Origin of the sequence: Sporolactobacillus pectinivorans (assembly GCF_002802965.1) — a bacterium.
Classification (GTDB): Bacteria; Bacillota; Bacilli; order Bacillales; family Sporolactobacillaceae; genus Sporolactobacillus; species Sporolactobacillus pectinivorans.
The window spans coordinates 789,288-812,848 of sequence record NZ_NXGA01000001.1; the positions used below are offsets into that span (position 1 = coordinate 789,288).

The 23,561-nt window shown below is 48.1% G+C and carries 27 protein-coding genes; 25 read left to right on the forward strand and 2 right to left on the reverse strand.

All coding sequences use genetic code 11. The features are described 5' to 3' along the window. The first annotated feature begins 42 nt into the window (after positions 1 to 42). The 11 genes from upp to COP04_RS04090 all read left to right on the forward strand — a co-directional run bounded on the left by upp (position 43) and on the right by COP04_RS04090 (position 8,456). Complete coding sequence (gene upp, locus COP04_RS04040) at positions 43 to 672, forward strand: uracil phosphoribosyltransferase (protein WP_100489517.1); 630 nt, start codon at positions 43 to 45, stop codon at positions 670 to 672. Between the two features lie 503 nt (positions 673 to 1,175). Beyond that, entirely contained in the window at positions 1,176 to 1,397 is a 222-nt protein-coding gene (locus COP04_RS04045) for an AtpZ/AtpI family protein (protein WP_100486810.1), read from the forward strand. Positions 1,398 to 1,403: 6 nt separating this feature from the next. Then, positions 1,404 to 1,856 carry an ATP synthase subunit I gene (locus COP04_RS04050; protein WP_100486811.1) on the forward strand — a complete coding sequence of 151 codons (453 nt, stop codon included), beginning with the start codon at positions 1,404 to 1,406 and terminating at the stop codon, positions 1,854 to 1,856. Then, the gene (atpB, locus tag COP04_RS04055) at positions 1,804 to 2,556 is read left to right on the forward strand and encodes a F0F1 ATP synthase subunit A (RefSeq protein WP_239984755.1); all 753 of its coding nucleotides are present in this window, start codon (positions 1,804 to 1,806) and stop codon (positions 2,554 to 2,556) included. Before COP04_RS04050 ends, atpB begins: the two co-directional genes overlap by 53 nt. 74 nt (positions 2,557 to 2,630) lie before the next feature. Continuing rightward, the gene (gene atpE, locus COP04_RS04060) at positions 2,631 to 2,855 is read left to right on the forward strand and encodes a F0F1 ATP synthase subunit C (protein WP_100486813.1); all 225 of its coding nucleotides are present in this window, start codon (positions 2,631 to 2,633) and stop codon (positions 2,853 to 2,855) included. Positions 2,856 to 2,951: 96 nt separating this feature from the next. Then, positions 2,952 to 3,437: a F0F1 ATP synthase subunit B gene (gene atpF / locus COP04_RS04065; RefSeq protein ID WP_100486814.1), complete on the forward strand. Its 486-nt coding sequence runs from the start codon at positions 2,952 to 2,954 to the stop codon at positions 3,435 to 3,437. After that, on the forward strand, positions 3,434 to 3,979 hold the full coding sequence (locus tag COP04_RS04070; protein ID WP_100486815.1) for a F0F1 ATP synthase subunit delta: 546 nt from the start codon (positions 3,434 to 3,436) through the stop codon (positions 3,977 to 3,979). The genes atpF and COP04_RS04070 overlap by 4 nt, the downstream gene beginning before the upstream one ends. Positions 3,980 to 3,986: 7 nt before the next feature. Beyond that, positions 3,987 to 5,501: a F0F1 ATP synthase subunit alpha gene (gene atpA, locus COP04_RS04075; RefSeq protein WP_100486816.1), complete on the forward strand. Its 1,515-nt coding sequence runs from the start codon at positions 3,987 to 3,989 to the stop codon at positions 5,499 to 5,501. Between the two features lie 164 nt (positions 5,502 to 5,665). Beyond that, a complete protein-coding gene (gene atpG / locus COP04_RS04080; RefSeq protein WP_100486817.1) occupies positions 5,666 to 6,535 on the forward strand; it encodes an ATP synthase F1 subunit gamma in 870 nt (289 codons plus the stop codon). A gap of 33 nt (positions 6,536 to 6,568) precedes the next feature. Further along, positions 6,569 to 7,978, forward strand: coding sequence for a F0F1 ATP synthase subunit beta (gene atpD, locus COP04_RS04085; RefSeq protein ID WP_100486818.1), 1,410 nt, complete (start codon positions 6,569 to 6,571; stop codon positions 7,976 to 7,978). Positions 7,979 to 8,027: 49 nt separating this feature from the next. Then, positions 8,028 to 8,456, forward strand: coding sequence for a F0F1 ATP synthase subunit epsilon (locus tag COP04_RS04090; protein WP_100486819.1), 429 nt, complete (start codon positions 8,028 to 8,030; stop codon positions 8,454 to 8,456). 73 nt (positions 8,457 to 8,529) lie between these two features. Here COP04_RS04090 and COP04_RS04095 read toward each other — a convergent pair whose 3' ends face one another. After that, positions 8,530 to 9,447, reverse strand: coding sequence for an IS3 family transposase (locus tag COP04_RS04095; RefSeq protein ID WP_157800397.1), 918 nt, complete (start codon positions 9,445 to 9,447; stop codon positions 8,530 to 8,532). Continuing rightward, positions 9,393 to 9,947 (reverse strand): helix-turn-helix domain-containing protein, encoded by a 555-nt coding sequence (locus tag COP04_RS04100; RefSeq protein ID WP_100486821.1) that lies wholly within the window; start codon positions 9,945 to 9,947, stop codon positions 9,393 to 9,395. Before COP04_RS04100 ends, COP04_RS04095 begins: the two co-directional genes overlap by 55 nt. A 715-nt stretch (positions 9,948 to 10,662) precedes the next feature. Here COP04_RS04100 and COP04_RS04105 point away from each other — a divergent pair. From COP04_RS04105 to COP04_RS04175, 14 genes are all read left to right on the forward strand, one after another. Beyond that, positions 10,663 to 10,899 (forward strand): DUF1146 family protein, encoded by a 237-nt coding sequence (locus COP04_RS04105; RefSeq protein WP_100489518.1) that lies wholly within the window; start codon positions 10,663 to 10,665, stop codon positions 10,897 to 10,899. A gap of 149 nt (positions 10,900 to 11,048) precedes the next feature. Further along, the gene (locus tag COP04_RS04110; RefSeq protein ID WP_100486822.1) at positions 11,049 to 11,807 is read left to right on the forward strand and encodes a YwmB family TATA-box binding protein; all 759 of its coding nucleotides are present in this window, start codon (positions 11,049 to 11,051) and stop codon (positions 11,805 to 11,807) included. 92 nt (positions 11,808 to 11,899) lie between these two features. Continuing rightward, positions 11,900 to 13,237, forward strand: a complete 1,338-nt coding sequence (gene murA, locus COP04_RS04115; RefSeq protein ID WP_100486823.1) for a UDP-N-acetylglucosamine 1-carboxyvinyltransferase — start codon at positions 11,900 to 11,902, stop codon at positions 13,235 to 13,237. Positions 13,238 to 13,636: 399 nt separating this feature from the next. Further along, positions 13,637 to 14,629 carry a stage II sporulation protein D gene (gene spoIID / locus COP04_RS04120; RefSeq protein WP_100486824.1) on the forward strand — a complete coding sequence of 331 codons (993 nt, stop codon included), beginning with the start codon at positions 13,637 to 13,639 and terminating at the stop codon, positions 14,627 to 14,629. Positions 14,630 to 14,781: 152 nt separating this feature from the next. After that, entirely contained in the window at positions 14,782 to 15,624 is an 843-nt protein-coding gene (locus tag COP04_RS04125) for a stage II sporulation protein SpoIIQ (protein ID WP_100486825.1), read from the forward strand. Between the two features lie 271 nt (positions 15,625 to 15,895). Next, complete coding sequence (locus COP04_RS04130; protein ID WP_100486826.1) at positions 15,896 to 17,503, forward strand: gamma-glutamyltransferase family protein; 1,608 nt, start codon at positions 15,896 to 15,898, stop codon at positions 17,501 to 17,503. Between the two features lie 32 nt (positions 17,504 to 17,535). Continuing rightward, positions 17,536 to 18,138: a chromate transporter gene (locus COP04_RS04135; protein ID WP_100486827.1), complete on the forward strand. Its 603-nt coding sequence runs from the start codon at positions 17,536 to 17,538 to the stop codon at positions 18,136 to 18,138. Continuing rightward, entirely contained in the window at positions 18,138 to 18,668 is a 531-nt protein-coding gene (locus tag COP04_RS04140) for a chromate transporter (protein ID WP_100489519.1), read from the forward strand. Before COP04_RS04135 ends, COP04_RS04140 begins: the two co-directional genes overlap by 1 nt. Before the next feature lie 24 nt (positions 18,669 to 18,692). Next, positions 18,693 to 19,178, forward strand: coding sequence for a hypothetical protein (locus COP04_RS04145; RefSeq protein WP_100486828.1), 486 nt, complete (start codon positions 18,693 to 18,695; stop codon positions 19,176 to 19,178). A gap of 195 nt (positions 19,179 to 19,373) precedes the next feature. Continuing rightward, positions 19,374 to 20,147: a nuclease-related domain-containing protein gene (locus tag COP04_RS04150; RefSeq protein WP_100486829.1), complete on the forward strand. Its 774-nt coding sequence runs from the start codon at positions 19,374 to 19,376 to the stop codon at positions 20,145 to 20,147. 335 nt (positions 20,148 to 20,482) lie between these two features. Beyond that, positions 20,483 to 20,665 carry a hypothetical protein gene (locus COP04_RS04160; protein WP_100486830.1) on the forward strand — a complete coding sequence of 61 codons (183 nt, stop codon included), beginning with the start codon at positions 20,483 to 20,485 and terminating at the stop codon, positions 20,663 to 20,665. A 243-nt stretch (positions 20,666 to 20,908) separates the two neighbouring features. Then, positions 20,909 to 21,178 carry a sporulation transcriptional regulator SpoIIID gene (spoIIID, locus tag COP04_RS04165; RefSeq protein ID WP_100486831.1) on the forward strand — a complete coding sequence of 90 codons (270 nt, stop codon included), beginning with the start codon at positions 20,909 to 20,911 and terminating at the stop codon, positions 21,176 to 21,178. A 322-nt stretch (positions 21,179 to 21,500) separates the two neighbouring features. Beyond that, positions 21,501 to 22,502, forward strand: coding sequence for a rod shape-determining protein (mreB, locus tag COP04_RS04170; RefSeq protein ID WP_100486832.1), 1,002 nt, complete (start codon positions 21,501 to 21,503; stop codon positions 22,500 to 22,502). A gap of 108 nt (positions 22,503 to 22,610) precedes the next feature. Beyond that, the gene (locus COP04_RS04175; RefSeq protein ID WP_100486833.1) at positions 22,611 to 23,432 is read left to right on the forward strand and encodes a flagellar hook-basal body protein; all 822 of its coding nucleotides are present in this window, start codon (positions 22,611 to 22,613) and stop codon (positions 23,430 to 23,432) included. The last annotated feature ends 129 nt before the right edge of the window (positions 23,433 to 23,561 follow it).

Here is a 23,561-nt window from a genome sequence, read left to right on the forward strand (position 1 = left end):
GGAAAACAGAGCATTTATGCTCAAAAACTGGAGGTAGAAACAATGGGGAAACTGGTCGTATTGAATCATCCCTTGATTCAGCACAAGCTGACCATGATTCGTGACTACAGGACAGGCACGAAAGCATTCCGCGAACTTGTCGATGAGGTTGCTACGCTGATGGCATTTGAAATCACGCGCGATCTTCCGCTCGAAGAGGTCGAGGTACAGACGCCCGTGGATAAGGCGAAAACCTATCGCATTGCCGGAAAAAAGCTCGGTATTGTTCCGGTGCTCCGGGCGGGGCTTGGTATGGCCGACGGAATACTGAAGTTGATTCCGGCTGCCAAAGTTGGCCATGTCGGACTTTTTCGCGATCCAAAAACACTCAAGCCGGTCGAATACTATTTTAAAATGCCGCCGGATATTTCCGAGCGGGACTTGATCATTGTCGACCCGATGCTGGCGACTGGCGGTACGGCTTCGGAGACAATCACTCTGCTGAAAAAACACGGGGCCACCAACATCAAGCTGATGTGTCTGATTGGAGCGCCTGAAGGCGTGAAGACTGTCCGGACGGCACATCCGGACGTCGACATCTATCTGGCGGCACTTGATGAAAAGTTGAATGAGAATGGTTATATCGTTCCTGGTCTCGGTGATGCCGGTGACAGACTATTCGGAACAAAGTGATTAACAAGCAAAATATAGATAACGAGCGGCCTTTTATGAAAAATATTTTCATTAGAAAACCTATTTTATAAGGATTTATTTTCATTGTTGGTGATTTGTCACATTTTAAAGGTGACGTGCGCAGGAAAAGTGATTAAAATTCTAGTTATAAAGAACTTGCGGAAAAAGTGACATCATTCAGCATAAATCTTCACATTACAATGTGACAAAATTCACAATTTGTGACGAATTGTTGACATCGAGACAGCGCTTTCGCTAAAATAAAAAGGTATATCCGTTCACAAGGCTTTTTTCAGAACTTTTCTGTTCAGTAGTTGCATGGAATGATGCTGGGATGTCGGTGGGTTTTGTATGGAATTTGCCCTGTGTCCCGAGTTTACAGATTTTGAGTCGAAAAATTGTCGACAGTGGGGAATTTACTTTCTCATAACTTTTCCAGCAACTGGGCAGTTCTAAACATTGGACAGTCAAAAGAGGCAGAGTAGGTTCTGGGGGGGTCTTGCATGAGCGGGAAAAAAGTCAACAGTCCGCTGCAGATGGCAGCCATGGTCAGTGCGATGGGATTTGAGATTTTTTCTTTTATTATCATCGGCGCACTGTTAGGAAAGTATTTGGATGGGCATTTTGCCCCATCACATCTGTGGTTGCCGTTATGCGCGGTTGCCGGTTTCTTATTCGGACTGTTCAGTTGCTACTATACCATCAAATCTTTTATGAAGGATTGATCGGCGATGAAACAGCTTATCGCATGGTCTTCCCGCGTGATATTAATCGTTTCGGCAGTTTACCTCGTGACTTTCGGGTTAATCTGGTTTTTCAAACCGATGAGGGCGCTTGCGAACGGCTTTCTTCTCGGTGGGTTAATCAGTTTATATAACATTTTTCATCTGGCATTTCGATTAAGGATAGCCGGGCTTCGCGTTCGCTCGGGTTCTCGGAAGCCCGCGGGTTTACATATGACCGTCCGTTTTCTGACAGTTATTTTCGGTGCACTGCTGGTGTATCGTTTTCCGACCCGTATCGACTATCACTCGTTTGTGCTGTCTCTGCTTTTTGGTTACCTTTTGCTTGCGACGGTGATCAGCTTTTACTATTTACGTAAGAGAAGCACAATTTCTTCAGATGAAGGGGGTGAGACTCTTGGATCTGACTCCGAAAGTAAAGTTTCTCGGAATGACGTTTGATGTAACGATGATGATCGGTACGGTAGTTACTGCACTGATCGTGATGCTGATTGTGTTTCTGCTGACGCGTAAGCTTACTATGAGGCCGTCGGGAAAACAGAATCTGATGGAATACATCATCGACTTCATCAGCGGGATTACCGGAACGATGCTTGAGAAGAAGCAGGCCGCGAGATATCTGAGCTTTGCGCTGACGATATTTTTATTTATTCTTGTGGCCAACCTGCTCGGTGTTGTGGTGATGGTGACAGCAATAGTCCACAGCCCGATACCTGCACTGGGCATTACAGCTCAAAACATGAAGCTGGCCAAGGATTCCGTCAGCTGGTTCAAATCGCCGACTTCCGACTTGAATGTCACTGTGGCGATGGCGGGGGCAATTTTCATTTATTCGCATTTCGCTGGCATCAAAAAAAACCCGCTTGGGTACTTGAAGAATTACGTCAAGCCATATTGGTGGATGCTTCCGATTCACCTGATTGACGAACTGTCCAAACCGGCGACACATGCTCTCCGGCTCTGGGCCAACATTTTCGCAGGCGAAGTACTGATTATCATTCTGCGTGAGGCACCATTTTACTTTACGGGGGTGCCACTGTTCGTATGGATGGGCTTTTCGGTATTTGTCGGCTGCATCCAGGCCTACATTTTTACGGTACTGGCAATGGTTTATATTTCGCAGAAAGTGGCAGCCGAATGATCAGATACTGACAATCGGTTTCCCAGTTTCACGTGTGTTTACAAAAATATAGACATACTAGGAGGAATCTTTTTATGAGTTTCGCAGTTCTAGCTGGTGGTATTATGATCGCATTTGGTGCTCTTGGAGCAGGTATTGGTAACGGCTTATTGTTCAGCCACTATTTGGACGGCATTGCCCGTCAGCCGGAAGCCCAGGGCAACCTCTTTGGACAGTCCATGATCAGTTTGGGCTTGATTGAAGCTATGCCAGTCATTTCGATAGCATTCGGTATTTTGGTGCTCTTCGGCCTTATCTGACCGGAAACCCGGCGGAGATTCGGAGAAACACGCTGTGTTCCCGAATGGATTGACTAGGGAATCCAGTAAATCTTCAGATTGAAAGGAGTGGCAGATGTGTCTTTTTCACTGGGAAGTATTGTCTTCCAGTTGGTCGTCATGCTTCTGCTGATGATCTTCGTTGCATGGGTCGGCGTTAAGCCGGTTTTGGCGATCATGGACAAGCGTAATAAATATATCAATAACCAGATCGACAGTGCGGAGAAGAGCCGTACGGATGCTGAAAGCTATCTGGCCAAACAGAAAGCTGAAGTAGACAAAGTACGCGAAGAATCGCACGAAATTATTGAACAAGCGAAAAGTCAGGCATCCGCAGAAGCAAAAAGCATTATTGATGCCGCAAAGAATCGTTCCGACCTGCTGATTAAAGAAGCACACGAAGAAATCAGCCAGGAGAAAGAAAAAGCTATTGCCTCCATTCGTGACGAGGTTGCCGATCTTTCAGTACTGCTTGCATCGAAAGTACTGGAAAAAGAAGTCAATGCAAAAGATTACTCTAAAGAAATTGATCAGTTGATGAAACAGGTGGGAAATCAGCGATGAGTGAAATTGTAGCGAACCGTTATGCGAAGGCGCTTTTTGAAGTTGCTGAAGAACGCAATGCCATTGATTCAATTGAAGACCAGTTGTCTTTGATCACAAAAACACTGGATGACAACGAGGATATCAGCCGGGTGCTGATGCATCCCCAGGTTAGTGCTGAGAACAAAAAAGCATTGGTTGGCAAACTTTTCGAAAATGAGGCAAGCCTGGAAGTTATGAATCTGCTCAGACTGCTCATTGACCGTAAACGCGAATCGATAATCGATGACGTGCTTGAAGCTTATACTCATATGGCGGATTTCAAAAGAGGCATCCTTGATGTAACAGTAACGACCGCAGTGCCGCTGGATGAAGAGGAAGAACAAGATCTGGCCGGCAGGCTTGGAAATGTTCTTGGCAAGCAGCTGCGCATGCATGCCAAAGTCAGGGAAAATATCATCGGCGGTATTTTGCTCCGCATCGGCGATCGCCTTTATGACGGTACGATAGCCGGCAAACTGGCAGGCTTCAAACAGGAGATTAAAGTAGGTAAACAGGGGTGAAAATATCGTGAGCATTAAAGCGGAAGAAATCAGCTCACTGATCAAACAGCAGATTGAGAATTATCAATCGACTGTTGAAGTGAGTGAAGTCGGCACTGTAATCACTGTCGGCGACGGGATTGCCCGCGTCCACGGCCTTGACAGTGTTATGTCGGGCGAGCTTGTCGAATTTTCCAACGGTGTCATGGGTATGGCTCAGAACCTTGAAGAGGACAACGTTGGTATCGTCATTCTTGGCCCATTCACAGATATCCACGAAGGTGACGAAGTTAAAAGAACCGGCCGCATCATGCAGGTTCCCGTTGGCGAGGCTCTGCTCGGCCGCGTCGTAAACCCGCTGGGTCAGGCGATTGACGGTAAAGGTCCGATCGTCACAGACAAGACGCGTCCTGTCGAAAAGAAAGCACCGGGCGTCATGCAGCGTAAATCCGTATTTGAACCACTGCAGACCGGCATTAAAGCAATCGACGCGATGATTCCGATCGGCCGTGGCCAGCGTGAATTGATCATTGGCGACCGTCAGACCGGTAAAACGGCAATTGCGATTGACACAATTATTAATCAGAAAGACCAGGATGTTATTAGTATCTATGTCGCCATCGGACAGAAGGAATCGACCGTTGCCGGCGTTGTGAACACACTTAAAGAATACGGCGTTATGGATAAAACAATTGTTGTTTCAGCGGGAGCTTCCGAACCTGCACCGCTGCTTTATCTGGCGCCTTATGCCGGCGTTACAATGGGTGAGGAATTCATGTACAGCGGCAAACACGTTCTGATTATTTATGATGACCTCTCCAAACAGGCAGCGGCATACCGTGAACTTTCTTTGCTGCTTCGCCGTCCGCCGGGCCGTGAAGCATTCCCGGGCGATGTTTTCTATCTGCACTCAAGGCTGCTGGAACGCGCAGCTAAGCTGAGTGACGAACTTGGCGGCGGTTCAATTACCGCACTGCCAATTATTGAAACGCAGGCCGGGGATATTTCAGCCTACATTCCAACAAACGTTATTTCCATTACAGACGGCCAGATTTTCCTTGAATCAAACCTGTTCTATTCAGGTATTCGTCCGGCGGTCGATGCCGGGACTTCCGTATCCCGTGTCGGTGGTGCCGCACAGATCAAGGCGATGAAGAAAGTTGCCGGTACATTGAAGCTGGATTTGGCTTCTTATCGTGAACTGGAAGCCTTCTCACAGTTTGGTTCAGATCTGGATAAGTCGACAAAGGCGAAGCTGGATCGTGGTGCTCGCACCGTTGAAATTCTGAAACAGGACTTGCACAAACCATATCCGGTTGAAGATCAGGTTGCTGTACTCTATGCGCTGACGAAAGGTTATGTCGATGACGTGGCCTTGGCTGATGTCAAACGTTATGAAAAAGAGCTGCTCGCATACCTGAGGCAGAATCATTCGGAAATCCTGGACAAAATCAAGGAATCCGGAAATCTGCCTGATGATAAGGCATTTTCAGCTGCAATTACTGAATTCAAAAAAACATTTGTTGCGTCGAAGGCTGAATAATAACGCTTTTGCAGGTTAAAATGCGGAATTAAGCCATTCGATTCGCTGCTCATCACATTGTGATGAAATACGGAGTCCGCACGAAAAGGAAAGCAAAAGGAAAACCTTTTGAAAGGACTTTTCGGGCGCCTCTTTTAACGACCTTTCAAAGGTGGTGAACGAACATGCCTTCAATGCGTGACATAAAGGAAAAAATAGCGTCAACAAAGAAAATGAGCAAGATTACCAAGGCGATGCAGATGGTTGCCGCGGCAAAGCTTAATCGGGCTCAGGAAGGCGCACAGCACTATTCAGCCTATGCTGACAAGCTGCGCGAAGTCGTAGCGAGCATTGCCAGCGGGTTGCCGGAAGGTAACAACAGCAAGCATCCGATGCTCGCATCCCGCCCGGTGAAGAAGACAGCTTATCTGGTCATGACGGAAAACCGTGGGCTGGCCGGGGCTTATGACAGCAATGTCCTGAAGTACGCTCAGAACCTGATCCGTGAGAAACATCAATCCAAAGATGAATACACCGTCATCGTCACGGGAAAAATCGGGTTAGCATTTTTTGAAAAGAGGAATTATCCGGTTGCATTCAGTAAAACTGATGTTCAGGATGAGATTCTTTTTGATGATGCAGTCGGCTTTGCCAAACAGGTGATTGCTCTGTTTGATGATAAGAAAGTCGATGAATTGCATTTGATTTATAATCATTTCGTCAATGCTATTTCCCAGAACGTGGTTGACAGGCAGCTTCTTCCCCTCACGGATCTAAGTGACGAACCCGCGAAAAAGGCGAACTACATTTATGAACCGGATGAGGACGAAGTGCTGGAGAGTCTGCTGCCGCTGTATGCGGAAGGTCAGATCTATGGTGCCCTGCTTGATGCCAAAGCCGCTGAACAGGCAGCGCGAATGACCGCTATGAGAAGCGCATCCGACAACGCAAGCGATATTATCGATCGCCTGTCGCTGTCGTATAACCGTGCCCGCCAGGCGGCGATCACTCAGGAAATCACAGAAATTGTCGGCGGTGCTGCCGCACTCGAATAAATGTGCTTAGAAAAGCTGATAGGAGGTAGTTCAATGAACAAGGGGTATGTTACTCAGGTCATGGGCGCGGTTGTCGATGTTAAATTCGAACGCGGCCAGCTGCCTGAAATCTACAATGCTCTGACCATTAATTATAAAGCCCAATCCTCCAATGAAGCGGATATTCATCTGACGCTGGAGGTTGCGCTTCATCTCGGCGATGACTCCGTACGCACGATTGCCATGGACTCGACAGATGGTCTTGTCCGCGACATGGAAGTCGTTGACACGGGCGCACCAATCTCTGTCCCTGTCGGCGATGCGACACTTGGACGTGTATTCAACGTACTTGGCGAAGCAATCGACGGCAAGCCGATTGCATCTGATGTTGAAAAAAGCTCGATCCACAAAGATCCTCCGAAATTCGCCGATCTGTCGACGAAGACGGAAGTGCTCGAAACCGGTATTAAAGTTATCGACTTGCTGACTCCATACATCAAAGGTGGAAAAATCGGCCTGTTCGGCGGTGCCGGTGTTGGTAAAACCGTGCTTATTCAGGAACTGATCCATAACATTGCTGAAGAGCACCACGGTGTGTCGGTATTTGCCGGTGTCGGCGAACGTACCCGTGAAGGCAACGATTTATACTATGAAATGACAGATTCCGGCGTTATCAAACAAACGGCCATGGTTTTCGGTCAGATGAACGAGCCGCCGGGTGCCCGTATGCGTGTGGCTCTGTCCGGTCTGACAATGGCGGAATACTTCCGTGATGTTGAAGGTCAGGATGTGCTGCTGTTCATTGACAACATTTTCCGTTTCACACAGGCTGGTTCGGAAGTTTCTGCACTGCTTGGCCGTCTGCCGTCTGCCGTTGGGTATCAGCCAACGCTGGCTACAGAAATGGGCCGTCTGCAGGAACGTATCACATCGACGAAGAAGGGTTCTGTCACATCGATTCAGGCCGTTTATGTGCCTGCCGATGACTACACCGACCCTGCTCCGGCGACAACATTCTCACACTTGGATGCAACAACCAACCTGGAACGTTCACTGACCCAGATTGGTATTTATCCGGCCGTTGACCCGCTGGCATCGACATCGCGTGCCCTGTCGCCTGATATTGTTGGCGAGGAACACTACGAGATTGCTGAACGCGTTCAGATGACACTTCAGAAATACCGCGAATTGCAGGATATCATCGCCATTCTTGGTATGGATGAACTTTCGGATGAAGATAAGCTGACTGTCAGCCGCGCCCGCCGCATCCAGTTCTTCCTCGGCCAGAACTTCCATGTTGCTGAACAGTTTACCGGCGTCCCTGGCTCTTATGTCACGGTTGAAGACACAATCAAGGGATTCAAAGGTATTCTCGACGGTAAATATGATGATGTTCCCGAAGAAGCTTTCCGCAACACGGGAACCATTGAAGACGTTCTGGAAAGAGCGAAACAACTGGTCTGATGAGCGGATTTGTGAATGACCGCCCGGACCGGATAAAGGGGGCTGGCAGATGAGCACAGTGCATACGGATATTGTCACACCCGCGGGCAAAGTGTATGAAGGAGACGTGCACATGGTTTGCGTGCGCGCCACAAGCGGCGAAATGGGTGTCCTGCCGCACCACATACCGATCGTCGCCCCGCTGGAAATCGCCTTGGTCCGCCTGAAACACGAAGACGAAAATCACATTGATTACGCCGCCGTGCATGGTGGATTCATCCAGGTAAGCCGTGACAAAATCACGATACTGTCGGAAGCCGCTGAGATGAAAGATCAGATCGACGTCAAACGCGCTGAAAAAGCGAGAACCGAAGCTGAAGCCCAGCTTGAGAAACTTCACGCAACCTCTGAAGGTTACGCTGAAGCTCAGCAAAAGCTGAAACGCTCCAAACTCCGCATTTCCACGGCAGCGATCAAAGACAGCGTTTCCGAAGCATAAAATAAAAATCAAAAAAAGAAGAGCTGCAGAGCTCTTCTTTTTTTGATCTGAACCCCAAAAGCTGGACACATTTTTAAGCTGTTTGCTCGGTAGTCGAAATCCGATAATCAATCGGACTTAGACCCCCGAGTTTTTCTTTGATTCTGGATCTATTATAGTACTTAATCCATTCACGCATGGCCCGTTTAAGTTCTTCCCGAGTCTGATAATCATGAGAATGGACTGTTTCAGCCTTCATGATGTGAAAGAAGCTTTCCATCTGGGCATTATCTAAACAGGTGGCCTTCCGAGACATACTCTGATAGACCCGATGCGATTTAAGTTCTCTGCACCACGCCTCATTCTGGTATTGGAACCCCTGATCTGTGTGCACATAGGTACGATAGTGATGCTCAGGAAGATGCTCCAGGGCCTCATGAAGCGGTTTGAGCGCAAAAGCGACAGTTGGATGGTCACTGATCGCAAAGGATAGGATTTCGTCGGAATAGAGATCCAGCACAGGTTCAAGATAAAGGCGTTCTCTCGTCGTTTTGCGGCCCCAACGAAATTCAGAGACGTCCGCCACCAGTTTCTGGAATGGACGGTCGGTTATGAAGCGGCGGCGGAGCCGATTCTTAGCGATTTTCCCAACGGTCCCCTTGTACGAGTTGTATTTACGCATCCGTTTGGTATAGAAGGTTGACTGGAGACCTTCGGCTTCCATAATGCGCTGCACTTTCTTATGATTTACAGTCACGTGCTGATTATTTTTCAGAGCTAAGAAGACACGACGATAACCGTAATCTGGATGGTCCTGCTTGATTGCTTTTATTTCCGAGGTTACCGGGTCATCCCCCTCTGCCTGTGGGCGGTGAAGCTCATAATAATACACGCTCTTAGGCAGTTTCACCACTCGAAGAATATCACTCAGAGAGTCGTGCTGCCTCAGCTCAGTAACTACTTGCGCTTGTTCCGTTCGTGTTGCTCTCTCTGACGAACTAAGGCCTCTAATTTTTTTAAATACTCATTCTCGATCCGGAGTAATTTGTTTTCTTTCTCCAGATCCTTAAGTCGTTGTTGATCTGATTCAAATGGTTCTTCCACTTTTTTATTTCTCTTAACTTGATTTGTAGGATCTGATTTCTTTCGTTTCCCCATGGGTGGACGCCCTCGCTTTGTTCTCAATCCATCCAATCCCCTTGCTTGAAACCGTCGATCCCACTGATAGATCGTAGAGGATGTAGAGATATTAAAGTGGTTGGCGGTTTCATTAAGAGATGAATGGTTCTCCTTCATCCACTTTAATACTTCCAGTTTGAAATTGCTGGCGTACTCCGACCGTTTTTCACGATTTTTGAATCCTACAGAACCATTCGATTGATATTGATGCATCCATTTCAGGACAGTGTCATGTCCTGGTATATGATATTTATGGTGTAGAAAAGTGCTGCCTGCCCCGACCAGATACTCACTAATAATTTTCACTTTAAAATCATTAGAGTACTTTGTCACATGAAAACCCCCTAAAGTTGGTTTGTTGTCCAACTTTAGGGGGTCACTTCATTTTATGCTTTTTTTATTGATAATTTACAGATTTTTACTGATGAATTTACGAATTTCTTCATTGGCATTTTCTTGATTTTTCTGATATCAGATGGAAATTCGTTGATGATCCATAAATTTTGGCGAGAAAATTTCTTCAGCGAATGAATTCGCCCTCAACGGATGAAAGGAGAGACAGAGTGTACCGCTTTGAATCCACAAAAAACGAAGTGAACCGTCTGGTTGAATCTGTTCTTGTTTCTACTGATAAAATCAGGCTCCGCTGAAAACTTCATCAGATCCTTTAGCTGATAGAATTTGATTTCCGCTGATACCCTCTTCTGCATCCACTGCATTAACTTATTCATTGTTCAGCTTTTGTACAGATTCGTCGTTTATAATCAGAAAAGATTCGGCAACATAGGCCCAAGTCAAGAAAATCTTTTCGATATCCCTGTATTAATTCTGAAAAAACAATCATTAAGAAAAAGTATGGTTATTTTGTGTCAATCGCGCTAAAATAATAACGAACTCAAGATTATTGTTTCATTAATTTATTGTTACAGAATGGTTACAAACAGGAGATGGGTGCACATCCCGGCTGCGGCTTGCGAATTTATATATGAAGCAGGCTGATTTCAGCAAGGGAAAGGCATTACATAGTAGAATTGGGCAGGTGTCAAAGATGATGACGAATGTCGGGATTCAGGCGCTGATAAGCATTTTTGTTCATTTACTTGCCTTTGTTCTGACTTGGTGGGCATTGCAGAGTTTAAAATTTGATCTCTTGTTCCGGCACCCGAAAAACCTTCAGGCGAGAATATTGTATATCCTGCTGTCTGTCGCCATCAGCTATCCAGTGGCTCAATTTTTTCTGGATTATGTAAATTGGTCGTTGTTGCTTCCACAAATTTACGGTTGAGAGCAAAGGTTTCCATCCCAAATTTGTTCCGCTCTTTTTGCTGCAACTGTCACTGAACTTTGAAAAATGGGCTTTTTTGACGAAAAGTTCCACGTATGAGCCCCTCTCTAAGCAGGCAATACTGAAGACAGGGAGAGGGGCGCAAGAAAATGAAACGGAATATTACTCTGATACTTATTGTATGGTTGGTTATTTTGATGGTCGGCGGAGCGCAAGGTAAAGCATTTTGGGGTGCCGCACCGACAACAGATACGATAGACCGGGTTCAGCTATTCGCTCAGACACTACAGAAGAATCAAGCAGAAGTTGTCGGCTGGTCAGTCTTTGCACGCGAAGAACAGTCATCTCTGATCACTCAAAAAGAGTTTGAACGGGAAACAGACAGCGAAAGGAAAAATCAGAGGGGCTTCAACTGGCATTTTTCCAAAAACGGCGAAGGAGTGCTCAGCTGGGAGGGCCTTAAAAATGTGTCTTTAGGCATGAATATCAGATTAATTTATTTTGCCTACCCGGCCGAAGGAAAATATCGGACGGCCACGCTTTACCAGAGCCAGTCCGGCTCTTTTAAACAAACGGACTGGCTCCGGCAAAAACGGGAAATGCGCGAAGATATCGCTAAAATTTTCCACAAACAAGTGAACATCTTCTCTTGTGTGAGGGCTTATGACAGTGATAAAATGAAACTTGGCTTACTGAAACAGGGAGACCGTTATCTGAAGCTTTTTTCAGCCGCTCCAATTGAACGGGATAATGAAAAAACCTTTGTTTCGATTTCCGCATATAATGAGGCATGGAACAATAGCATAATTTCTGGAAACCGGCAAATGAACTATCAGGTGGCACTGAGAAATGACGGTGAACGGACCACTATCACGATGGGGACACCGATCATTACACTTGAATATTGAAGACGGGTTGTCAATTCCTGTCCCGGGGAAGGAACCAGGCAAGGACAGCGGGTCAATCGAAGAGATATAAATGGACGCGGAGGGGAAATAGTTTGGAGAAGATTATTGTTCGTGGAGGAAAACGGCTTTCAGGCTCGGTGAAAATTGAAGGCGCAAAAAATGCAGTACTTCCCGTCATTGCCGCATCGATGCTTGCAAGCGAAGGCACAAGCAAAATATATAATGTGCCGGAACTGGCTGATGTATACACAATCAATGAAGTTTTGCGTTATTTGAACACGTCGGTAAATTACGAAAACAAGACCATCTTGGTGAACGCTGTAGCAGAGTTATTTACAGAAGCGCCATTTGAATACGTTCGGAAAATGCGAGCCTCATTTCTGGTCATGGGTCCTCTTTTGGCCAGAATTGGTCACGCAAAAATAGCACTGCCCGGCGGCTGCGCAATCGGTTCGCGTCCGATTGATCAGCATCTCAAAGGATTTGAGGCAATGGGCGCACATGTTTCGATCGGCAATGGGTCAATCGAAGCAAGTGTTGACGGCAGATTAAAAGGTGCCGTGATTTATCTCGACTTCCCGAGCGTTGGCGCGACGGAAAACATCATCATGGCTGCTTCTCTTGCGGAAGGCAAGACAGTGCTTGAAAACGCGGCCTGTGAACCTGAAATCGTCAACCTGGCCCAGTACCTTAACACGATGGGGGCAAAGATTGACGGAGCAGGCACCAGCAGGATCACCGTCGATGGTGTCGAGAAGATGCACGGCGCGGAGCACACGATTCTGCCTGATCGGATTGAAGCCGGTACCTATATGATTGCGGCTGCAATTACTGGAGGCAACGTGCTGATTGAAGATTCGGATGTGGAAGATCTCCGTCCGCTGATCGCCAAACTGCGCGAAGCAGGAGTAGAGATTAAAGAAGAACTGGGCGGACTCCGTGTCATTGGCACAGATTATCTCCAGGCAGTTGATGTCAAGACGATGCCGCATCCCGGTTTTCCGACCGATCTTCAGGCTCAGATGATGGCGCTGATGCTCAAGGCGAGAGGCACCTCGGTCATTACGGAAACTGTTTTTGAAAATCGGTTTATGCACGTTGAAGAATTTCGCCGAATGAACGCTTCTATTAAAATTGATGGACGCTCTGCGATTATCAGCGGTCCGTGTGATTTGCAGGGTGCTGAGGTGTCGGCCACCGATTTGCGTGCAGGTGCGGCGCTGGTGATCGCCGGCCTTGCTGCGAAAGGTTATACCCGTGTCAACCGGCTTCACCATATTGATCGCGGCTATGTGGATCTTGCCGGCAAGCTGAGAGCGCTTGGCGCTGACATTGAACGTGTGCGCGTCGGCGAGGCTGAACAGGAAGCACCTGCGGCCGCAGCTGAAGAAGTTCGGGCACAGATCAGTGTCAATCCTAAGTTCGCCTGAGACAATCAGAATAACAACACAGAGGTGCTGAACTTCCGCGCCTCTTTTTAAATCAAAACGATTACATACAATCGCGAGCCGGCCGGGCTTTGTATCGGCCGGCTTTTATTTGGGATGTCCAGTGACTCTTTCGCCACCACTAGTCTATTTTGGTCATCGCAACTAAGGCTTATCTGCTTCGAGCACTCGGTTCCGCCAGATCTTCTTTAGGAAAATGAATCTACCGGGCAAACAACACCCAATCAGCAGTATATGCCTGGCAATTATTTTTATTCCGATTTCCCCTGCAAAGGACTATTGTTCCCAAAATGTTAAAAAAGATGCAGCCCATCTGCACGGCGTTCTATAAAAAAAGGACCGGCATAAAATAAGATAAAAACACATCTGCCGGAGGACTTAATGAAAAAAACCGCTACACTGATTCTTGTCTTCGCACTCGTCATCATCGCCATTCCGGCCGCGGTTGTTTTGCCCTATTCGCAAAAACAGGCGGAGCAGCCTACCAATCATCTAAATCTCGTACCGGCGGCAAAAAAAAATACGGCAACATCCATCATGGTCTCTGTGCAGCGTTCTGCCAGTGGAAAAACTGAAAAAGTTGCTCTGGATCAATACCTGATCGGCGTTGTCGGTTCGGAAATGCCGGCAAAATTTTTACCCCAGGCACTTGAGGCCCAGGCGCTGGCGGCACGTACCTATATCATGGCCCGGATTATTGGCGATCCCAGCGCCAGTGTCACTGATACAGTAAGCAATCAAGTCTATCACAACCCTCAAGAGCTTCGGCATATCTGGGGTAAAGATTACAGTTGGAAAATGGCGAAGATCGGGAAAGCAGTTTCAGCGACAGATAACCAGGTCATCACTTATAAAGGAAAGCTGATTTCTCCAGTGTTCTTTTCAACAAGCAACGGCCGCACGGAAAACGCCAAAGATTATTGGACAACCGATGTGCCTTACTTGAGATCTGTACCCAGTCCCTGGGACAAACTCTCCCCAAAGTATAAAGTTGAAAAAAAGATGAATGCATCTGATGTATCGAGTGCGCTAGGGGTATCACTTCCCGGCAATGATGGGGAACTGGGCAAGGTGGTACAGTGGACAGGGACAGGGCATGTCGCCCAGTATCAGATTAACGGGAAACAGTTTACCGGGCGGGATATCCGCGAAAAGTTGAGCCTGAGCTCCACTGATTTCAAGCTAACGCGGAATGGCAACACGATTATCGCCGACACCCTTGGAAGTGGACATGATGTCGGCATGAGCCAATACGGCGCCCAGGGCATGGCAAGTGAAGGAAAAACTGCCGATCAGATTGTCACATATTTTTACCAGGGCACTGAGGTCACCAGAATAAAGGTGAATCCAGGGAAATCACTCACAAAAAAATAACGGCACCAAATCGCTTAAATCTCAAAAAATAGCGGAATCCGTGTGACATTCACAAAAAAATTGCTAATTTTTCAGAAAAAAACAGCCTTTTTTCACAGAAAATGTATAGATCACCGGCAATCTGATCAGAATGATTGCTGAGGTGATACTATTTGACAGAAAAAAGAGATCAGAAGAAATTGCAGGAAAAAGAGCTGTCCGGTCTGCGCAAACTAGCAAAACGGCGCTGGTTCTATCCCGCGTTATATTTATGTGTCGCATCACTGATCCTTACCGGCGCGCTGTTGTTTCAAGTGCGTGGGAATGATCAGGCGAAGAAGCAGGAGGAACAGAACCGTGTCGTGTTCAATCAGAACAAGCCTTCCAATCCGCTGAACGCGGGTGAAGAGGTCTTCCAATGGCCGGCGGCAAAAGCGGATACGCAAGTCGTGCAACCATTCTATGACGCGAAAGGAACCACTGAGGAACAGCAAGCCGCTCTCGTAAACTATAACAACACCTTTGTCCAAAATACGGGCATCAACATTGGCGCAAAGGATGACAAATCGTTTACGGTCACAGCGGCATTAAGCGGGAAAGTCACTGAAGCAAAGAAAGACAGTCTGCTCGGTTACACCGTTACACTGAAACATCCGGATGGTGTTGAATCACTCTACCAGAGTCTCGCATCCATCAATGTGCAGCCGGGTCAGGAAATCAAGCAAGGTGAAACAATCGGCACGGCTGGAACCGAAGCTTTCAACAAACCGATGGGCATTCATGCACACTTTGAAATCCGTAAAAACGGTATCCCTGTTAACCCTGTTGTCTATATGGACAAGACAGCAGCCGACATCAAGGCTGTAACAGTGGGCGCGCAGTCAACAACAGCACCGTCCGCTTCTGAAAAGACACAAACGGATCAGGGTAACAGCACCGGAACGCCGGGAGCACCAAACCAGGGCAAGTCAAACACCGGCACCGGCGGGCCAACACCGGGTTCATCAGGCAACTAAAGGCACAGCAAAATAATAAATGAGCATGGAACCCGGCAATTCATTCGGCCGGGCATGCAGGATTCAAGCGATGCGCAGCCGTGCATCGCTTTTTTTTTCTGATTAATTTTAGACGGGCATGAGGCATCAAAAGAATCATCATCAGGCACTGTATACAAACTTAAAGATAGATTCTGTCAAAGCTGATATTGTTTAGAGATTTTTTCATCACTATAATAAAAATATAGTCTATCAGTTAAAAATAAAAGATTTACCTGAAGGAGGCCCTTTGATGTTCGACTATCAGGATTTTCCATATGCTTCGAGAAGAACTCCATTGTTTGCAAAGAGGGGTATGGTGGCAACTGCACAACCACTCGCGGCACAGGCGGGCCTGGACATTCTGAAAAAAGGTGGTAATGCAGTCGACGCAGCAATTGCGACCGCCGCTTGCCTGACCGTCGTCGAGCCAACATCAAATGGAATCGGCAGCGATGCGTTTGCCCTGATTTGGATAAAAGGAAAATTACACGGCCTGAATGCGAGCGGCAATGCGCCCCGGCAAATTTCTATTGAAACAATGCGGGAACGCGGATTTGATTCAATGCCGGCGCACGGTCTTGAGCCGGTGATGGTGCCTGGTGCGCCCGCCGCATGGGCGGAGTGCTCACGTCGTTTCGGCTGCCTGCCGCTCACAGAGGTGCTTGAGCCAGCCATTGACTATGCAGAAAACGGTTACCCACTGTCACCTGTTGTCGCAGCCAACTGGAATCATGCGTACAAGAAGTACCGGGGGATTTTAAGTGACCCGATGTTTGAACCGTGGTTTCAGACTTTTGCCCCTGACGGGCACGCACCGCATGACGGCGAACTATGGGCATCACCCGGTCATGCCCGGACGCTCCAGGCAATCGCAGATACATATGCGGAAGCTTTCTACAAGGGGGATCTCGCTGAAAAAATCGACCGTTTTTCCAAAGCCCACGACGGTTTTATCAGAAAAGAAGATCTTGAAGCATACCGACCTGAATGGGTCGAACCGATTTCGTCCCGTTACCGCGGTTACGATGTTTGGGAACTGCCGCCGAACGGCCAGGGGCTTGTTGCTCTGCTCGCTTTGAACATACTCAAAAATTTCGATTTGACTGGGAAAGATACCGTTGATACTTATCACAAACAAATTGAATCACTGAAGCTTGCATTTTCAGATGGAAAAGCCTACATCACTGATCCGCGCGACATGAATCCGATGGCGGCTGCACTGCTGTCAGAAGAATATGCCTCCGAACGGAGCAAGCTAATTGGTGCGAGGGCTATTAATCCGGCGCCGGGCACGCTGCCCAAGGGCGGTACCGTTTATCTGGCGACTGCTGACGGTGAAGGTAATATGGTCTCCTATATTCAAAGCAATTACATGGGATTCGGCTCTGGAATTGTCATTCCGGATACTGGAATCTCTCTGCAGAACCGCGGCCACACGTTCTCACTTAATCCGGCAGATGCCAACTCGCTTGCGCCGGGGAAGAAAACTTATCATACGATTATTCCCGGCTTCCTGACTAAAGATGGTCAGCCAGTCGGACCTTTCGGTGTTATGGGGGGTTACATGCAGCCGCAGGGTCACCTGCAGGTTATCAGCAATACTATCGATTTTCATCTCCATCCTCAGGCGGCACTTGATGCACCTAGATGGCAATGGGTGAGCGGGAAAACGGTTTTTGTCGAACCGAATTTTCCGAATCCTGTTGCCCAGGCGCTTATTCGCCGCGGACACGACATCAGAGTAGCGCTCGATACGGGGTCTTTTGGCCGCGGGGAGATAATCTGGCGTGATCCCGGCTCTGGTGTGCTTTGCGGGGGCACTGAATCCAGGGCTGACGGAATCGTCGCCTGCTGGTAATAAATTTGATTGAAACAGAAAGGTTTGATTTGATGAATAACAAAAATCGGGAGGCAGGTAAAACTCTTCCTGCCCGCTACACCGATATTCTTATCGCTTTTTCCCGTTCCAGTGTTCTCAGTTTTGGCGGTGGTCCGTCGGGAATCCCAATGATCGAAACGGAAGTGGTCAAGCGGTATCACTGGATGACAATTGAGGAGTTTGGCGATATGGTGGCCATCGCCAACGCACTCCCCGGGCCGGTGAATACAAAGCTCGCCGGCTATGTCGGCTGGCGCGTCAGAGGCATCGGCGGCATGCTGGCGGCACTGGTTGCTTGCGTCCTGCCAATGGTCATCGCGATGATTGTGCTGCTTGGCTTCCTGACTGCATTTCAGAATCAGAGATGGGTACGCGGCATGACCCAGGCGGTTCTGCCGGTAGTCGGTGTGCTGATGGCACAGTTGACCTGGAGCTTTCTGTACAGCGCTAAGAAAGGACTTGGCTGGGTTGTTAGCCTGTTATTGGTCGGGCTAAGCTTCATCCTGATGCAGCTACTTCATGTCCAGGCTCCGATTCTGATTGCGCTGACGCTGCTCTTTGTTCTCCTGAAACGGTGGAAAAGAAAACAAACCTCGGCAGGTGAGCACAAATGATGCTTCAATGGCAAATTTTCATTGCATTTTTTATTCCTGGAATCCTGGGTTACGGCGGCGGTCCGGCATCCATCCCTCTGATTGAAAACGAAGTCGTCGGGCGCTTCCACTGGATGACCGTCACTCAGTTCAGCAATGTTCTGGCGTTCGCAAACTCCCTGCCGGGCCCGATTGCGCCGCAGATGGCAGGCTATATTGGTTACCAGGTGGGCGGTGTTCTTGGTTTGCTTGTAGCCCTGATCGCAACGATCGCACCGTCACTGATCCTGCTGATGGTACTGCTGCGAATTTTATACAAGTTCAAAGATTCTCCCAAAGTCAAGTGGCTGACTCTTTTGATTCGGCCGATCATTGTCATTATGCTTGGCGTTATGGCCTGGAATTTTTTTGCTGCATCAGAACAGGCATCCGGCTGGGTCCCAATGATTCTGATCGGCGCGACCAGCTTTGTGCTTCTGGAGCGTTTTCGAATTCATCCCGCTTTTATCATCGCCGGTGCGCTGCTGATAGGCGCCCTCTTTATGGGATAAATTTAGTAGAGGCAGGGTGAAGTCATGTATTCCTGGAGAATCACAAAATATGATCCGGCCAAAAGGAATCCTGACGGCAGTTATGGTGAACCTAAGGAATGGACTTCTTTTTCGGATGTCGGGGAATCGGTCGATGAAGGAACCTACTTACAGACAGAAGAAAACTACCTTCAGACAATAAAAGCATTCATGAATGAGCTGGACATCACAGAAGTGTATGTAGGTGCGCTGGAGGAAAATTCACATGGAAATAATGTTCAGAACGGGGCAATTGATTTTTTGAAAATCTGGCAGGGTAAGAAAATCAGTGCGAAGGAAGCAATGAAACTGGCCAGATTAACGCTGCGGGAAAAATTATGGTGCAAATTGATTGTGCCAGAACAGTTTTTTGTCCATTTCGGTTACGACTATCACCTGTACATTGGGGCGTATAAGGATTGTCCCCAAGCAAGAAAAAAGGCTGAAATGTCAGGACTTTATGTTGAAAATTTTAGATCTCCTTATCTATAAAAGGCTGCCTCTCTATGAGACGGCTTTTTTATAAGGGCAAGGAATGCAGTATGCACAGTTTGAATCACTGTGAAAAAATCATGAGCTCAGAAAAAGCGTCAAGTCCACCTGTCACACAATTTTAAAAATTAAGGAAGAATTGCCCAGACAGCGGTGCGAAATCAATAACTAACTCATTGAAAAGGAAGATGACGTTTGAATGTAAAAGAACAATTCATTCCGCTGCGGATGCTTGCTGCCCGCGCACTTCTCGATCATATGCCACATGGCATCACTGCCCGCGCCCCGATTGAAGATGAGTTCGCCAGGCTCCAGTCCGGCTGGCGCGGCGAGCAGAACCTCGCCTATCACCTTGAAACGGTCACGGACCCCGACACTCGAATTTTCTACAATCTTCGCCAGACGGCACTGAATCATATTTTCCAGATGGACACCCTGCTCCTAAACGACACATTCGCCCTGATCATGGAAGTCAAAAATTATTCTGGGACGCTCCTGTTTGAGTCCAGTTGCCGCCAAATGATCCGGACCATTGGCAACCGACGCGAAGGCTTTTCCAATCCATTGATTCAGGTGAGCCGTCATCGCGATATGCTCACCGCCTGGCTCGCCGATCACTGGCTGTCCCCGATTCCCATTGAGCCGCTCGTTGTCATCACCAACACCTCCACCATCATCGACAGCCCTGGTAACTTACGGGAAGTCATCGGAAAAGTCATCCATGCCGAGCAATCCATTTCCAAAATTGATCAGATTAAAGCGAGGTATCAGCACAGCCCGAGTATCGGAAGAACGGTGCCGCAGATCGAGCAGTTTCTGCTGCAAGAACACACTGACCCGCCGCTCGATCTTTTGAAGAAATATAATGTGGATCCTGCCGACTTGCAGCACGGTGTCCGCTGTCCCAACTGCTACCTCTTCGCCATGGGCCGCGCCTATGCCAACTGGATCTGCCGAAGGTACGGCTGAAGGTACGGCTGAAGGTACGGCTGAAGGTACGGCTGAAGGTACGGCTGAAGGTGCGGCTGCACATCCAGAACCGCTCACATCCAGATGACCTCGACTACTTCCTCCTCTTCGCCCAACCCTGACCTACAAACAATGCCGCGACTGGCTGGGAGTGGAGGATCATTATCTCATCACGCGGCTGTTAAACAATATGAAACTTAAAAGATTTGGCAACGGTACAGGATCAGGCCTTTATTATCAATGCCCAACTCATAGGTGGATTGATCGATATTATCACGAAAAAAAAGCTTAAGCAGTCGCACCGAAATAGAGAACTTGCACCGAAGTGAGGGAAAGTGGCACCGAAATCAGAGGAAGTCGCGCCGAATTCGCAAAAATTCGCACCCAATCCAGTGACTGCTTCTACAAAGTCAACCAATCTGACACGCTATCAAACTGAGACAACTTTTCCTTCAGCTGTCAGCGGAAAAGTTGCTTTTTTTCCGTCAAATATGTTTGGAATTTTTCTACAGTCTTAACTGAGAATCCCCGCCGCCCAACTAATGATTACCCAAAAAGTCTCGCACCGCCCCCTCCGAACCCTTGTCCCTATTGACTTTTTCGGTATATAAAAGGAACTCGTTTAATAAGATGTTACAAACTCACATACGGGGTTTCGAGGTGAGCGCGGTGGGCCTGGAACGAGCAGAGAGCGTTTGGTTTCCGTTTCCCTCCAAAGAATGTCTCATTTCGCATCTTCATAATTTCAGGAGGCGAGTGGTGTGCACGATTACATCAAAGAGCGTACGATCAAGATTGGAAAGCATATCGTGGAGACAAAGAAAACGGTGCGGGTGATTGCCAAAGAGTTCGGGGTATCAAAAAGTACGGTTCACAAGGATCTGACGGAGAGGCTCCCCAACATCAATCCCGAACTCGCAAATGCCGTTAAAAATGTGCTCGATTATCACAAGTCCATCCGCCACCTGAGAGGAGGGGAAGCAACTCGGCTGAAATACCAGAAAGACTCTGAGAAAGCGGTGCAGTCCTGAATCGGCGCCGGATCATAACGTTAAAATTTCATAAATTCAAGCACAATCCTCCTCACCTCACCCGACACTGCACCTTGTTCCATACAAGCATGACTAAAACTTTCAGCTGCACTCATCCATTTCAAGACAACGATCCATCACTCGCAAAATGTTGCATGAAAACCAGCTACAACGCACTCATTCGACACTATTCATTAAAAAAAATTAATGATGTGTTTTTTTCGACTGCCTCCCTGTTTGAATCTTTTTATGATAAAATGGGATAATGAATGATAAATGTCCCAGCGTGAGGACTGGGTATTTTGGCAGGGAGGATTATACGGTGTTTTCAAGAGACATTGGAATAGATCTCGGAACAGCAAATGTTCTTATTTACGTAAAAGGCCAGGGCATCGTTTTGAATGAGCCTTCAGTTATTGCACTGGATACAGAAACGAAACAGTTGCTTGCCGTCGGTGAAGAGGCGCGGCGCATGGTGGGACGTACACCGGGCAACATTGTTGCCCTGCGCCCGCTCCGTGACGGTGTAATCGCAGATTTTGAAATTACTGAGATGATGCTGACTCATTTTATTGATAAAATCAATGTCAGAGGCTTTCTGAGAAAACCGAGGATTCTGATCTGTACGCCGACGCACATTACTTCGGTTGAGCAGAAAGCGATCCGTGAAGCCGCCGAACGCAGCGGCGGAAAACAGGTTTATCTCGAAGAAGAGCCGAAAGTTGCCGCAGTCGGCGCCGGTATGGATATTTTTCAACCGAGTGGCAATATGGTTATTGATATCGGTGGCGGGACGACAGACATCGCTGTTTTGTCCATGGGGGATATCGTGACTTCCCAATCGATTAAACTGGCAGGCGACAAGTTCGATCAGGAAATTCTGAACTATATCAAGAAAAGATACAAACTGCTGATCGGTGAACGGACGGCGGAACAAATTAAGATTCAGGTGGGAACGGTCTTTAAAAATGCCCGTGACGAAAGCATGGATATCCGTGGTCGCGATATGGTTACCGGACTGCCGAAAACGTTAACGGTTCATTCCAATGAAATTGAGGAAGCGCTGGCTGATTCGATCGGTACACTGGTACGGGCCGCGAAAAATGTGCTTGAAACAACGCCGCCGGAACTGTCTGCGGACATCATTGACCGCGGCGTCATGCTGACGGGCGGCGGTGCCCAGCTTCACGGCATCGATCAGCTGCTTGCCAGCGAATTGAAGGTCCCTGTCGTTGTCGCCGAGAATCCGATGACCTGTGTTGTGGAAGGCGCCGGAAAAATGCTTGAACATCTGGAAAAACTGCCAAAGCGCAAAGCCAATTAATGCTCTGCGCTTTTCGCGTCCCATACTAAAGTAAAATTTACGGGTTACCGCGCACGCCGGAAGTGCAGTAAGGGGCCCGGCATCATCTAAGAGGGCGGGTGACAAACAATGATCAGAGGACTCTATACATCAGAAACAGGTATGTTGTCGCAGGAGCGGCTTATGAATATGCTGTCGAACAACTTGAACAACGTGGACACACCAGGCTATAAACAGGATCAAGGCGAATTGAGGACATTTCCCGAAATGCTGATCAGCCGGATCGGGGGTGATGCACCATCACCGTCGACAGTCGGTGATCTCTCAACGGGCGTTTACATGGACGAGACAGTTCCTGATTTCTCTCAGGGAACAATCACGCAGACCGGCAAGTCAACTGATATTGCTTTGTCTACTTCTCAGTTGCCGGTCAATCCGCGCACTGGTGCTCAGGAGGGGGCGCTGCTCTTTAATGTGCGAACCCCTGCAGGAGCGATCCGCTACACAAGAGACGGGCACTTCACGCTCAGCCCGGCCGGCCAGTTGACTGATGACAACGGCGATGCAGTGCTCAATACAGCAGGTCAGCCGATCCAGTTGCCTTCCGACCAGTTTCAGGTGGCAGGCAACGGTACGATTTTGGTCAATGGCACCCCTGCCGGACAAATCGGAGTCAGTTACGCAGCCAATACCAATCAACTGGTGCAGCAGGGCGGCGGGCTTTTCATGCTGAACGGTGCTGGGAATCTTCCGGCCGCTGCCGGACAGGCAAATGTCAGCTATCAGCTGAAGCAGGGCTTCATGGAAGGATCCAATGTTTCAGCGGATCAAACGATGACGGATATGATGGAAGCATACCGTACGTTTGAAGCCAATCAGAAAGTGATGCAGATCGAGGATCAGACGCTTGACAAGGCAGCCAGCCAGGTTGGTCAGGTCAGTGGCAACTGATCGCCATGATGATGACGGACAGCTTTAGCCTTATTGGATTGCACATAGAAATTTTTCATCTGATGACTTGAATCACAGAATTTACAGATCCCGGCACATTAGCCGGATTGCAGAAAAAGGCGGGTGGAA